Annotated in this window: 10 protein-coding genes; all 10 read left to right on the top strand. The window is 71.1% G+C overall.

Annotation, left to right across the window (positions count from 1 at the left end; all coding sequences use genetic code 11):
* Positions 1-12 precede the first annotated feature (12 nt).
* The 10 genes from hrcA to FQY64_RS05645 all read left to right on the top strand — a co-directional run bounded on the left by hrcA (position 13) and on the right by FQY64_RS05645 (position 13,148).
* On the top strand, positions 13-1,050 hold the full coding sequence (hrcA, locus tag FQY64_RS05690; RefSeq protein WP_186760870.1) for a heat-inducible transcriptional repressor HrcA: 1,038 nt from the start codon (positions 13-15) through the stop codon (positions 1,048-1,050).
* Positions 1,051-1,161: 111 nt separating this feature from the next.
* Positions 1,162-1,686: a nucleotide exchange factor GrpE gene (grpE, locus tag FQY64_RS05685; protein ID WP_308435001.1), complete on the top strand. Its 525-nt coding sequence runs from the start codon at positions 1,162-1,164 to the stop codon at positions 1,684-1,686.
* A 102-nt stretch (positions 1,687-1,788) separates the two neighbouring features.
* Positions 1,789-3,705: a molecular chaperone DnaK gene (gene dnaK / locus FQY64_RS05680; RefSeq protein ID WP_146472791.1), complete on the top strand. Its 1,917-nt coding sequence runs from the start codon at positions 1,789-1,791 to the stop codon at positions 3,703-3,705.
* A gap of 124 nt (positions 3,706-3,829) precedes the next feature.
* Positions 3,830-4,954 (top strand): molecular chaperone DnaJ, encoded by a 1,125-nt coding sequence (gene dnaJ / locus FQY64_RS05675; RefSeq protein ID WP_146472789.1) that lies wholly within the window; start codon positions 3,830-3,832, stop codon positions 4,952-4,954.
* A gap of 85 nt (positions 4,955-5,039) precedes the next feature.
* Positions 5,040-5,906 carry a metal-dependent hydrolase gene (locus FQY64_RS05670; RefSeq protein ID WP_146472787.1) on the top strand — a complete coding sequence of 289 codons (867 nt, stop codon included), beginning with the start codon at positions 5,040-5,042 and terminating at the stop codon, positions 5,904-5,906.
* 96 nt (positions 5,907-6,002) lie between these two features.
* A complete protein-coding gene (gene alr / locus FQY64_RS05665; RefSeq protein ID WP_146472785.1) occupies positions 6,003-7,091 on the top strand; it encodes an alanine racemase in 1,089 nt (362 codons plus the stop codon).
* Between the two features lie 22 nt (positions 7,092-7,113).
* On the top strand, positions 7,114-8,541 hold the full coding sequence (locus FQY64_RS05660) for a cryptochrome/photolyase family protein (RefSeq protein ID WP_146472783.1): 1,428 nt from the start codon (positions 7,114-7,116) through the stop codon (positions 8,539-8,541).
* A gap of 112 nt (positions 8,542-8,653) precedes the next feature.
* Complete coding sequence (locus tag FQY64_RS05655) at positions 8,654-10,102, top strand: WS/DGAT/MGAT family O-acyltransferase (RefSeq protein ID WP_229814839.1); 1,449 nt, start codon at positions 8,654-8,656, stop codon at positions 10,100-10,102.
* A 112-nt stretch (positions 10,103-10,214) separates the two neighbouring features.
* Positions 10,215-10,946 carry a YiaD family glycine zipper/OmpA-like lipoprotein gene (locus tag FQY64_RS05650; RefSeq protein ID WP_146472779.1) on the top strand — a complete coding sequence of 244 codons (732 nt, stop codon included), beginning with the start codon at positions 10,215-10,217 and terminating at the stop codon, positions 10,944-10,946.
* A gap of 174 nt (positions 10,947-11,120) precedes the next feature.
* The gene (locus FQY64_RS05645) at positions 11,121-13,148 is read left to right on the top strand and encodes an amidohydrolase family protein (RefSeq protein ID WP_146472777.1); all 2,028 of its coding nucleotides are present in this window, start codon (positions 11,121-11,123) and stop codon (positions 13,146-13,148) included.
* The last annotated feature ends 148 nt before the right edge of the window (positions 13,149-13,296 follow it).

The following is a 13,296-nucleotide window of genomic DNA, read 5'->3' as shown; positions in this document are numbered from 1 at the left end:
CCCGCCGACCCGTTGCACGACCCGCGCGCCCGCCAGCTGCTGCGGACGCTGATCGCGCGCTACATCGCCAGCGGCGAGCCGGTCGGCTCGCAGACGCTCGCGCGCCATGCCGGGCTGGACGTCAGTCCGGCGACGATCCGCAACATCCTCGCCGACCTGGAGGATGCCGGCCTGCTGAGCGCGCCGCACACCTCCGCCGGGCGGGTGCCGACCGCGCAGGGCTACCGGCTGTTCGTAGATGCGCTGCTGCAGGTGCAGCCGCTGCCGGAGGAGGAGGTGGCGCGCCTGCGCGACCGGCTGCCGGCCGGCTCCGGCACCCAGGCGCTGCTGGACAACGCCTCGCAGCTGCTGTCGGCGATGACGCATTTCGTCGGCGTGGTGAGCGTGCCGCGACGCGAGCAGTTCGCGTTCCGGCGGATCGACTTCGTGCCGCTCGACGGCGCCGACGGCGAGGCGCAGCGGGTGCTGGCGATCGTGGTGTTCGCCGACGGCGACGTCCAGAACCGGCTGCTGCAGACCCGGCGGCCGTACGACGCCGGCGAGCTGGAACGCATCGCCAACTACCTGAACATCCACTTCGCCGGGCGGACCCTGGCCGAAATCCGCGTCCGGCTGGTGCGCGAGCTGCGTTCGGCGCGCGACGAGATGCAGCGCGTGCTGGCGCGCTCGGTCGAACTGGCCGAGCAGGCGCTCACGCCCGGCAACGACGACATGGTCGTGGCCGGCCAGACGCGGCTGATGGGGGTGCAGGACCTGGCCGACCTCGACCGCCTGCGCGAACTGTTCGACGCCTTCGCGCGCAAGCGCGAGATCCTGCAGCTTCTGGAGCGCACCATCCAGGCGCCGGGCGTGCGCATCTTCATCGGCGAGGAAACCGGCCTGGCGCCGCTGGAGGGCCTGTCGCTGGTGACCGCACCCTACGCAGCGGGCGGGCAGGTGCTGGGCGTGCTCGGCGTGATCGGCCCGACCCGCATGGCCTACGACCGCATCATTCCGGTGGTGCAGGCCGCGGCCGACGTGCTCGGCGCGGCCCTGCACCCGGAGCCGTGACCCCACCGGCTTGAATCCCGGCCGGCAGGCCCCCATGACCCCCTCGTTGCGCGCCGCGTGCGCGCCGACCTTCTTTTTTCCGATTTCCAGGCGACCATGACCAACGAACCGATGCAGCAGGCGGCGGACCACGCCAATGGGCAGAACGGCAGCGCGCCGGGCCCGGATGCGGCCCCGCCGGACGTGCAGGTGGAGCAGCTCCGCGCGGAGCTCGCGCAAGTGCGCGAGGAGGCGCTGCGCGAGCGCGCCGATCTGGACAACCAGCGCAAGCGGCTGGCGCGCGAGATCGAGACCGCGCGCCGCTTCGCCAACGAGCGGCTGCTGGCCGATCTGCTGCCGGTGATCGACAGCCTCGAGGCCGGCCTGAAGGCCGCCGCCGCGGACGCCGGCGCGCTTCGCGAGGGCATGGAGCTGACCCTGCGCCAGTTGCTGAAGGTCGCCGCCGACCACGGCCTGAGCGCGCTGGATCCGGTCGGCCAGCCGTTCAACCCCGAGCAGCATCAGGCGATGAGCATGGTCGAGACCGCCGAACATCCGGCCGGCCACGTGGTGCAGGTCTACCAGAAAGGCTGGCTGCTGAACGACCGCCTGTTGCGGCCGGCGCTGGTGGTGGTGAGCCGGGACGCGGACGGCTGAGGAGCGCATCGGCAGGCGCTTGAACGCGCCGCCGGCGGCCCCAGATAGGCCCCATCGGGCCGCACGGGCCCCACGCGATCACGACATCCGGGAGCACGCAACATGGGCAAGATCATCGGTATCGACCTCGGCACGACCAACTCGTGCGTCGCGGTCATGGAAGGCGGCAACGTCAAGGTCATCGAGAACAGCGAAGGCGACCGCACCACGCCGTCTATCGTCGCCTTCACCAAGGACGGCGAGGTGCTGGTCGGCGCTTCGGCCAAGCGTCAGGCGGTCACCAATCCGAAGAACACCTTCTACGCGGTGAAGCGCCTGATCGGCCGCAAGTTCACCGACGCCGAGGTCAAGAAGGACATCGACCTCGTGCCGTACAGGATCGTCGAGCACAACAACGGCGACGCCTGGGTCGAGACCGCCGACGGCAAGCGCATGGCGCCGCCGGAGATCTCCGCGCGCGTGCTCGAGAAGATGAAGAAGACCGCCGAGGCCTATCTCGGCGAGCCGGTGACCGAGGCGGTCATCACCGTGCCGGCCTACTTCAACGACAGCCAGCGCCAGGCCACCAAGGACGCCGGCCGCATCGCCGGCCTGGAGGTCAAGCGCATCATCAACGAGCCCACGGCCGCCGCGCTGGCCTACGGCCTCGACAAGAACGCCGGCAAGGACCGCAAGATCGCCGTGTACGACCTCGGCGGCGGCACCTTCGACGTGTCGATCATCGAGATCGCCGAAGTCGACGGCGAGAAGCAGTTCGAGGTGCTCGCCACCAACGGCGACACCTTCCTCGGCGGCGAGGACTTCGACAAGCGCGTGATCGACTACCTGATCGACGAGTTCCAGAAGGACCAGGGCATCGACCTGCGCAAGGACCCGCTCGCCCTGCAGCGCCTGAAGGACGCCGCCGAGCGCGCCAAGATCGAGCTCTCCAGCGCGCAGCAGACCGAGGTCAATCTGCCGTACATCACCGCCGACGCTTCCGGGCCGAAGCACCTGAACATCAAGCTGACCCGCGCCAAGCTCGAGGCGCTGGTGGACGATCTGATCAAGAAGACGATCGAGCCGTGCCGCATCGCGCTCAACGATGCGGGCCTGCGCGCGAGCGACGTCACCGAGGTGATCCTGGTCGGCGGCCAGACCCGCATGCCGAAGGTGCAGCAGGCGGTGGCCGAGTTCTTCGGCAAGGAGCCGCGCAAGGACGTCAACCCCGACGAGGCGGTCGCGATCGGCGCGGCGATCCAGGGCGGCGTGCTGGCCGGCGACGTCAAGGACGTGCTGCTGCTCGACGTCACCCCGCTGTCGCTGGGCATCGAGACGCTCGGCGGCGTGTTCACCAAGATCATCGAGAAGAACACCACGATCCCGACCAAGGCCTCGCAGGTGTTCTCCACCGCCGAGGACAACCAGTCGGCGGTGACCGTGCACGTGCTGCAGGGCGAGCGCGAGCAGGCGCGCTACAACAAGTCGCTCGCCAAGTTCGACCTGACCGGCATCGAGCCGGCGCCGCGCGGCATGCCGCAGATCGAGGTCACCTTCGACATCGACGCCAACGGCATCCTGCACGTGTCCGCCAAGGACAAGAAGACCGGCAAGGAGCAGCGGATCGAGATCAAGGCCGGCTCCGGCCTGTCCGAGGACGAGATCCAGCGGATGGTGCGCGACGCCGAGGCGCACCGCGAGGAGGACCGCAGGTTCCAGGAGCTGGTCACCGCGCGCAACCACGCCGACAACCTGATCCACATGGCGCGCAATGCCATCAAGGAGCAGGGCTCGAAGGTGCCGGGCGACGTGATCGGCCGCACCGAGAGCGCGATCGCCGATCTCGAATCGGCGATGAAGAGCGACGACAAGGCGCAGATCGAGGCCAAGAGCCGCGCGCTCGAGGAGGCCGCGCAGTCGCTGTTCGCCGCCGCTGCGGCGGGCGGGCCGGGCGCGGGCGCCGAGACCGCGGGCGCCTCCAAGGCCGACGACGTGGTCGATGCCGAGTTCACCGAGGTCAAGGACGACAAGAAGCCGTGATCGGTGATTCGGGATTCGCGATCCGGGAGAGCGGGGACGCGGGCCTCGCTCTTTCCATTGCGAAGCCCGGGGCTCCGAGCCTTGCTTTCGCGAATCACCCATCGCCGATCACCGATCACCGCCCATGAGCAAGCGCGACTATTACGAAGTTCTCGGCGTCTCCCGCAGCGCCAGCGACGATGAGCTGAAGAAGGCTTACCGCCGCTGCGCGATGAAGTACCACCCGGACCGCAATCCGGGCGACAAGGACGCCGAGGAGATGTTCAAGCAGTGCAAGGAGGCGTACGAAGTCCTCTCCGACCCGCACAAGCGCCGCGTCTACGATCAGCACGGCCACGCCGCCTTCGAGCACGGCATGGGCGGTGCCGGCGGCGGCCCCGGCTATGCCGACATGGGCGACATCTTCGGGGACATCTTCGGCAACATCTTCGGCGGCGGCGCGCCGCGCGGCCCGCGACGCGGGGCGGACATCGCCTACGTCATGGAGCTGTCGCTGGAGGAGGCGGTGGCCGGGATCGAGAAGCAGATCCAGGTGCCGACCCTGGACAACTGCGAAACCTGCGACGGCACCGGGTCGGCGGACGGCAAGCTCGAGACCTGTCCGACCTGCCACGGTCGCGGCAACGTCCGCTTCCAGCGCGGCATTTTCTCGATGCAGCAGACCTGCCCGCATTGCGGCGGTCGCGGCCAGGTCATCAGCGCGCCGTGCGGCGACTGCCACGGGCAGGGGCGGGTGGAGGTGACGCGCACGCTGTCGGTGAAGGTGCCCGCCGGCGTCGACACCGGCGACCGCATCCGTCTGGCCGGCGAGGGCGAGGCCGGCGCGCCCGGCGCGCCGCCGGGCGACCTGTACATCGACGTGCGTGTGCGCGAGCACGAGATCTTCCAGCGCGACGGCGATGACCTGCACTGCGAGGTGCCGGTGCGCTTCTCGCAGGCCGCGCTCGGCGCGACCATTCAGGTGCCGACGCTGGAGGGCGACGTGGAGCTGCGCATCCCGCCGGAGACGCAGACGGGCAAGCTGTTCCGTCTGCGCGACAAGGGCGTGCGCTCGGTGCGCAGCCGCAAGCGCGGCGACCTGTACTGCCGCATCGTGGTCGAGACGCCGGTCAATCTGACCGCCGAGCAGCGCGAGCTGCTGGAGAAGTTCGAGGCCACCTTCACCGGCGAAAACGCCCGCCGCCATTCGCCGCGTTCCTCGACCTTCCTGGACGGCGTGCGCGGCTTCTGGGACCGGATGACGTCCTGACGTTCCGACGCCGTGCGCCGCCGGGCGGCGCACCGTCGCGGCGCAGCCGTGCGATGATCGGGCCCGCGTAAGGGAGTGCGCCGCCATGACCACCGTCGTTCCCCGCCGTTTCCTGCCCGACCTGCCGCTCGAGATCCCGCGCCACTGGCTGCCGGGCGATCCGGTCGTCTCCTCGATCCTCAACACCTACACGGTGCTGGTGCCGGCCAACGAGGCGTTCTACATCCGCACCCTCAAGGCCTGCCTGCCGCGCCTGCCCGCGCCGCTGCGCGAGCAGGCGGTCGCCTTCATCCACCAGGAAGCGCAGCACGGGGTGGCGCACAAGCGCTACTGGCGCAATCTCGACGCCCAGGGCTACCGCTACCGCGGCTTCGAGCGGGCGATCGACCGCCTGGTGTTCCGTGTGATGGACCGCATCGCGCCGCTCGCGCTGCGCCTGTCGCTGGTGAGCTGCGTGGAGCACATCAACGCCTATCTCGGCCATGAGTTCCTGCGCCAACGCATCCTCGAGCGCGCCCATCCGGACATGCGCGTGCTGATGGAGTGGCATTTCGCCGAGGAGATCGAGCACAAGGCGGTCGCCTACGACGTGCTGAACACGGTCTCGCGCAGTTGGCTGCTGCGGGCGCTCGGCTGCGCGCTGACGGCGTCGCTGTTCTATACCGTGATGAGCTTCGGCATGCTGCGGTTCCTGGCCCAGGACGGGCTGCTGTTCCGGCGCGCGACCTGGCGCGCGCTCTGGCGGCACCTCGGGCCCGGCCACGGCATGGCCGCGCGCACGCTGCGGCATCTGGCGGCCTACCTGCGTCCGGGGTTCCATCCGGCGCAGCTCGACGATGCCGCGCTGGCGCACGAGGTGATCGCCCGCGCCACCCGCGCGCAGCCGCCCCAGGTGGTGCCGACGCCGCGCGCGGCGCTGGCCGACGACCCGACGCAGGCCGACGCCGCCTGAGGTGCGGCGCTTCGGCGCCGGCGTGGCGGCGAGCGTTGGGATTCGCCGCGAAAGCGCGGACAATGCGCGCTCCGTTCGCCGCCCTGCGCCTTCCTCATGGCCCGTCCCACGTCCGCCACCGTCCACATCGACGCGCTGCGCCACAACCTCGGTCAGGTGCGGTTGCGGGCGCCGGGCAGCCGGGTGATGGCGGTGGTGAAAGCCGACGGCTACGGACACGGGCTCGAGCGCGTCGCGCGGGCGCTGACCGGCGCCGATGCGTTCGGCGTGGCGGCGCTGTCGGACGCCGAGCGTCTGCGCGCGGCGGGCCTGTCGCAGCCGATCGTGCTGCTGTCCGGGTTCGACGAGCCGGAGGACCTGCCGCGCCTGCGCCAGCTCGGCGTGCAGACCGTGGTGCATCACGCCAGCCAACTGGAGATGCTGGAGCAGGCCGCGCCGGGCGACGCGATTCCGTGCTGGCTGAAGGTCGACACCGGCATGCATCGCCTCGGCTTCGCGCCGGAGACGGTGCGCGAGGTGCACGCGCGGCTGGCGGCGATGCCGGCGGTCGGCGAGATCGTTCTGATGACCCATTTCGCCAGCTCCGACGAATTCGCCGACAGCCCGACGCAGGGCCGGCAGACCCGCGAGCAGATCCGCATCTTCCACGAGGCGACCGCGGGACTGCCGGGCCTGCGTTCGCTCGCGAATTCGGCCGCGGTGCTCGGCTGGCGCGACGCCAGCGCCGACTGGGTGCGTCCGGGCGGGGCGCTGTACGGGCTGTCGGTGGTGGCCGGCACCACCGGCGCCGATTTCGGCCTGCGGCCGGCGATGACGCTGTCCACCCGCCTGATCGCGATCAACCGGATCCGCCAAGGCGAATGCATCGGCTACTCCGCCACCTGGCGGTGCCCGGAGGACATGCCGGTGGGCGTGGCCGCGATCGGCTACGGCGACGGCTATCCGCGTCACGCGCCGGCGGGCACGCCGGTGCTGGTGCGCGGCCGCCGCGTGCCGGTGATCGGGCGGGTGTCGATGGACCTGATGACGCTCGATCTGCGCGGCGTGCCCGATGCGCGCGTCGGCGATGCGGTCACGCTGTGGGGACCGGAACTTCCGGCCGAAACGATCGCCGACGCCGCCGGCACCATCGGCTACGAGCTGACCTGCTCGATCACGCGGCGCGTGCGCTTCGTCGAGCAGTAAGCGCCGGCGTTCGGAGGAGAACGTGCCCACCGCGCTGATCTGGCTCCGCGACGATCTCCGGCTCGACGACCATCCCGCCTTCCGCGCCGCTTTCGAGGCCGGCTACCTGCCGCTGCCGGTGTACGTGCACGCGCCGGAGGAGGAGGGCGCGTGGGCGGCGGGTGCGGCGTCGAACGCGTGGCGCGCGCGGTCGCTCGCCGCGCTCGACGGCGAACTGCGCGCGCGCGGATCGCGGCTGACCGTGCGGCGCGGGCCGTCGCTCGCGGCGCTGGAGACGCTGGCCGCGCAGACACAGGCCGAAGCCGTGTTCTGGACCCGCCGCTACACGCCCGCCGGCGAAACCTGCGACGCCGCGGTCAAGCGCGCGCTGCGCGCCCGCGGCCTGCGTGCGGAAAGCTTCGACGGCGCGCTGCAGGTGGAACCCTGGAACGTCGCCACCCGCGGCGGCGACCCGTACCGCGTGTTCACGCCGTTCTGGAAGGCGGCGCAGGCGGCATGGCGCGCGCGATCGCCGTGGCACGCACCCGCGCGCTGGCCGCCGCCGCCGCCGGAGCCGGACGCGGGCTCGCTCGCCGGCCTTGGACTTGCGCCGCGCCGTCCGTGGGATGCCGGCTTCTGGAACCACTGGGTGGCCGGCGAGCGCGGTGCGCGCGCGGCGCTGCGTCGCTTCGTCGAGCAGGCGCTTGCGCGCTACGCGGATGCGCGCGATCGCCCGGACCTGGCGGGCACCGCGCGGCTGTCGCCGCATCTGCGCTTCGGCGAGATCGCGCCCTGGCGCGTGGCGGCCGAGGTTGAAGCGGCGCGCACCGGGGCCAACGCGCGCCATGTCGATGCGTTCCTGCGTCAGCTCGGATGGCGCGAGTTCGCCTACCACCTGCTGCATCACTTCCCCCACACCGTCGACCGCAATCTCGATCCGCGCTTCGACGCCTTCGACTGGGCCGCGCCGGAGGCGGGTCTGCTCGAGGCCTGGCGTCACGGCCGCACCGGCGTTCCGATCGTCGACGCCGGCATGCGCGAGCTGTGGCACACCGGCTGGATGCACAACCGCGTGCGGATGATCGTCGCCAGCTACCTCTGCAAACATCTGCGCATGCATTGGCTCGAAGGCGCGCGCTGGTTCTGGGACACGCTGGTGGACGCGGATCTGGCCAACAACACGCTCGGCTGGCAGTGGGTGGCCGGCACGGGCGCCGACGCCGCGCCGTACTTCCGCATCTTCAACCCGGCGACGCAGGCGGCGAAGTTCGATCCGCAGGGCGAGTACGTCGCGCGCTGGCTGCCGGAACTGGCGCCGCTGCCGGTGCCGCTTCGCTTCGCGCCCTGGACCGATCCGGCTCGCCTCCGGCGCGTCGCCCCGGCCTACCCGTCGCGTCCGCTCGTCGGCCTGGCGGAAGGGCGGCAGGCCGCGCTGGACGCCTTCCGCCGGCTCGCCGCGCGCGTGCATTGACGCCCGAAAATGGCGCGTGCTTCACTGCCCCGAAGCCCGCGCGACCCGCGTCCGCGCAAGGGAGACACCGATGCCCGAACGTCAGCCACGTCCGCGCGCGCGACGGGAACCGATGTCGCGTGTGGATACCGCCTGGCTGCGCATGGAGCGGCCGAGCAATCCGATGATGATCGCCGGCGTGCTGATGCTGGAGGAGCCGCTGACGCTCGATCGCCTCAAGCGCGTGGTGATGCAGCGCTTCGTCAGGCCCTATCCGCGCTTCGCCAAGAAGCCGGTGGAGACGCCGACCGGCGCCAGTTGGATTCCCGATCCCGACTTCGACCTCGATTGGCACGTGCAGCTCGTCGCGTTGCCGGGCCGCGAACGCCGCGTGCCCAATCCGCGTGCGGAGAAGAAGGCGCTGGAACGGCTGGTGAGCCAGATGGCGTCCACCCCGCTGCGGCGCGACAAGCCGTTGTGGCAGTTCCATCTGGTCGAACGCTATCGCGGCGGCTCGGCGCTGATCGTGCGCATCCATCACTGCTATGCCGACGGCATCGCCCTGGTGCAGGTGCTGCTGTCGATGACCGACGTCGAGCGCCGGCCGGCGAAGCGGCGGTCGCTGGCGCATGCGTGGCTGCGCGACGACGGCGCCGGCGTGGTGCACCGTGTCGGCGGCGCGGTCGACCGCTACCTGCGGCTCGGCGGCAAGGTGGTCGACAAGGGCATCGAGCTGTATCGCGATCCCACTCTGGCGGCGATGCTGGCGAAGGAGGGGGGCGAGTTCGCGCGCGAGCTGCTGCACGTGCTGGCGCTGCCGGACGATCCGCCCTCGCTGCTGCGCGGCCGGCTCGGCGTCAGCAAGCGCGTGGCGTGGGCCGATCCGATTCCGCTCGACGAGGTGAAGGCGGTCGGCCGCGCGTGCGGGTGCACCGTCAACGACGTGCTCATGGCGACCGCGGCCGGCGCGCTGCGCGCCTACATGCTCGAGCGCGGCGACGCGGTCGACGGCGTGACGCTGCGCGCCACCGTGCCGGTGAACCTGCGGCCGCTGGAACACGCGCGCAAGCTCGGCAACCATTTCGGCCTGGTGTTCCTCGACCTGCCGGTGGGCGAGGGCAATCCGCTGCGCCGCATCGAGCGCGTGGCCGGGTGCATGCGCGAGCTGAAGGGCTCGCGCCAGGCGCTGATGGCCTACGGCGTGCTCGCCATCCTCGGGATGGCGCCGTCGATGCTGCAGGCGATCGCGCTGGAACTGTTCAGCCGCAAGGCGAGCGCGGTGGCGACCAACGTGCCCGGGCCACAGCGGCCGTTGTATCTGGGCGGCTCGCGCATCGGCGAGATGATGTTCTGGGTGCCGCAGAGCGGATCGATCGGCGTCGGCGTGTCGATCCTGAGCTACAACGGCCACGTCCACTTCGGCCTGATCGCCGACGCGCGCCTGATTCCCGATCCCGACGTCGCGATCGGTCGCTTCCGCGAGGAGTTCGAGAATCTGCTTTACCTCGCCTTGATGGGCGATTGGCAGCGCCCGCTCGAAGCCGACGATGCCGCGCCGATCCTCGGCGTCGCGTCGGCCTGAACGTTCGCAAACAACGTCACCCGCCTGCCACGAGGCGCGGCGTAGCTTGCAAGGCGTTCAGCTTGGTGGCTGGACACTCCCGTACACCCGGACCCCCACCAGGAGTTTCGACATGAAGACGCCTCTCCAGATTGCGACCGCCGCGTTCCTCGGCACGGCCCTGCTGGCCGGCTGCGCCACCGGCGGCGGTTACTACGGTCAGACCGGCGGCTATGGTCAGGGCGGCTACGGTGCGCCGCCGTCCGAGCCCTCGCAGCAGCAGGGCATGAGCCGCACCGGCAAGGGCGCGCTGATCGGCGCGGCGATCGGCGCCGCGGCCGGCCTGCTCAGCGGCGACAACGCGGTCGAGCGTCGCCAGCGCGCGCTGGTCGGCGCCGGTGTCGGCGGCCTCGCCGGTGCCGCGATCGGCAACTATCAGGACCGCCAGGAACGCGCGCTGCGCGAACGCATGCAGGGCACCGGCGTCGGCGTGGTGCGGCAGGGCGACAACATCACCCTCAACATGCCGAGCAACATCACCTTCGACTTCGACAGCGCGGCGCTGAAGCCGCAGTTCTTCCCGGTGCTCGACAACGTCGCCAACACGCTGTCCGAGTACAACCAGACCGTGGTCGAGGTCGCCGGCCACACCGACAGCGTCGGCACCGACGCCTACAACCAGCAACTGTCCGAACGCCGCGCGCAGGCGGTGGCCAACTACCTGATGAGCCGCGGCCTGATGCGCGACCGCTTCATCATCGTCGGCGCCGGCGAAAGCCGTCCGATCGCGAGCAACGATACCGAAGCCGGACGCGCGCAGAACCGCCGCGTCGAGATCACCCTGGTGCCGGTGCGCGCAGGCTGAGACAGCGCGTTTCCCACGCCGGACGACGGGCCGCGCACGCAGCCCGTCGCGTCGGCGGCGACCGTTCGTCGGCCTGCGTCGGGCACGCACCCGGCGCCCATGACCTTCGCCACGGGTGATCCCGCGGGCGAGGCGTCAGCCTCCGGGGTTCCCCGTGCCTCGAGGAGGAAGACGATGAAGCGGACCGCGTGGGTGGGACTGGCGCTGCTGCTGACGGCGCCTGCATGGGCGGCGCAGACCGTGCGCTACGTCGCGCTGGTGGACGGCGGCAAGCAGGCCGGTCACCAGATCGTCGAACACGGCGACGACGGCGTGACCCGCGTCGACTTCATCTTCAAGGACAACGGCCGCGGCCCCGAGCTGAAGGAGGAATACCGGCTCGGGCCCGACGGCACGTTCGTCCGCTACGCGGTCAAGGGCACCTCGACGTTCGGCGCGCCGGTGGACGAGTCGTTCGTGCGCGAGGGCGCCGTCGCGCGCTGGAAGTCGACGTCCGACCAGGGCGAGATGCGGCTCGACGGCACCGCGCTGTATTCGCCGCTCGGCGGCACGCCGCAGGCCTCCTCGGTGGCGATCGCCGCGCTGGCGCGTCGCGCCGACGGCAAGTTGCCGCTCGTCCCCAGCGGCACGCTGACCATGCGCAAGGTGGACGAGGCCGAAGTCGTCTCCGCGACCGGCAAGCGGAAGGTGCAGTTGCTCGCGGTCACCGGCGTCGGCTTCACCCCGACCTTCGCCTGGGCCACCACGGACGCGGAACCGCGGCTGTTCGCCTTCATCTTCCCCGGCTTCCTGCAGTTGATCGAGGAGGGCTGGCAGGCCAACGCGGCCGCGCTCGAGGCGCGGCAGAAGGAGGCCGAGGGCAAGGCGCTGCGCGAGTTGCAGGCGCGGCTGGCGCATCCGCTGAAGGGCACCACGCTGATCCGCAACGCACGCGTGTTCGACAGCGAGCGCGCGCGGCTCGGCGAGGCGCGCGACGTCCTCCTGCGCGACGGGACGATCGTTTCGGTGGCGGGCGCAGGCGAGGAACACGCCCGCGCCGATCGCGTGATCGACGCCGGCGGCCGCGTGCTGCTGCCCGGGCTGTTCGACATGCACGGCCACGTCGGCCGCTGGGACGGCGGGCTCAACATCGCCGCGGGCGTCACCACCGTGCGCGATCTGGGCAACGACAACGCCACGCTGCAGCAGATCATCGCCGCCGAAAAGGCGGGCGCGCTGCTGTCGCCGCGCATCGTCGCCGCCGGCTTCCTGGAAGGCGAAAGCCCGATGTCGGCGCGCAACGGCTTCGTGGTCAAGACCCTGGACGAAGCGAAGAAGGCGGTCGACTGGTACGCCGCCAACGGCTACGTGCAGGTCAAGATCTACAACTCCTTCCCGAAGGAGATCCTGCGCGACACCGTCGCCTACGCGCACGCGAAGGGGCTGCGGGTGAGCGGGCACATTCCGGTGTGGCTGCGCGCGCAGGACGCGGTCGAGGCGGGCTACGACGAGATCCAGCACATCAACCAGGTGCTGCTGAACTTCCTCGTCAAGCCGGATACCGACACGCGCACGCTCGAGCGCTTCTACCTGCCGGCCAAGGGCGTGGCCGACCTCGACTTCGACTCGAAGGAAGTCCAGGACTTCATCGCGCTGCTGAAGGCCCGCAACGTCGCCATCGACCCGACCCTGGCCACGTTCGATTTCCTGCGCCAGCGCGCGGGCGAGCTCTCGCAGGCGTACGCGGCGGTCGCGCCGCACCTGCCGCCCGACGTGCAGCGCAGCCTGCGGGTCGCCGAGTTCGACATCCCGGACGACGCCACCGCCGCGCGCTACAACCGCTCGTACGAGAAGATGGTCGAGTTCGTCGGCCGCATGTACCGCGCCGGCATCACCATCGTTCCGGGCACCGACGCGGTCGCCGGCTTCACCCTGCAGCGCGAACTGGAGCTCTACGTGCAGGCCGGCATGACGCCCGCACAGGCGCTGCAGTCGGCGACCTGGACCGCCTCGCGCATCGCCCGCGCCGAGGACCGCGGCGTGATCGCGCCGGGCAAGCGCGCCGACCTCATCCTGATCGACGGCGATCCGACCGCGAACATCGCCGACATCCGCAAGGTCGCGCTGGTGATCAAGGGCGACGCCGCCTATTACCCGGCGGACGTGCACGAGGCGCTCGGCATCAAGCCGTTCGCGATGCCGGTGCGGGTCGGTTCGCACTGATCCGCCACGGCGGCCGCCGTTAGAGGCGATGCTCGGGCGGCGGCGCGGTAACATCGCGCCGCCAAACGAGATCAGCCGGCGCGACGGGGTCGCGCCACGGCCGTAGGGGCGGCCGAGTCACCGTTCCATGACCTTTCCGCGGCGTTCG

The sequence above is a fragment of the Vulcaniibacterium thermophilum genome (assembly GCF_007923255.1).
GTDB lineage: Bacteria > Pseudomonadota > Gammaproteobacteria > Xanthomonadales > Xanthomonadaceae > Lysobacter_F > Lysobacter_F thermophilum.
This window is presented reverse-complemented; position numbering and strand designations above follow the sequence as displayed.

Excerpts from the sequence above, each read along its gene's own strand:
- grpE (WP_308435001.1), top strand. The coding sequence starts at position 1,162 with ATGCAGCAGGCGGCGGACCACGCCAATGGGCAGAACGGCAGCGCGCCG.
- dnaK (WP_146472791.1), top strand. The coding sequence starts at position 1,789 with ATGGGCAAGATCATCGGTATCGACCTCGGCACGACCAACTCGTGCGTC.
- dnaJ (WP_146472789.1), top strand. The coding sequence starts at position 3,830 with ATGAGCAAGCGCGACTATTACGAAGTTCTCGGCGTCTCCCGCAGCGCC.
- FQY64_RS05670 (WP_146472787.1), top strand. The coding sequence starts at position 5,040 with ATGACCACCGTCGTTCCCCGCCGTTTCCTGCCCGACCTGCCGCTCGAG.
- alr (WP_146472785.1), top strand. The coding sequence starts at position 6,003 with ATGGCCCGTCCCACGTCCGCCACCGTCCACATCGACGCGCTGCGCCAC.
- FQY64_RS05655 (WP_229814839.1), top strand. The coding sequence starts at position 8,654 with ATGTCGCGTGTGGATACCGCCTGGCTGCGCATGGAGCGGCCGAGCAAT.
- FQY64_RS05650 (WP_146472779.1), top strand. The coding sequence starts at position 10,215 with ATGAAGACGCCTCTCCAGATTGCGACCGCCGCGTTCCTCGGCACGGCC.
- FQY64_RS05645 (WP_146472777.1), top strand. The coding sequence starts at position 11,121 with ATGAAGCGGACCGCGTGGGTGGGACTGGCGCTGCTGCTGACGGCGCCT.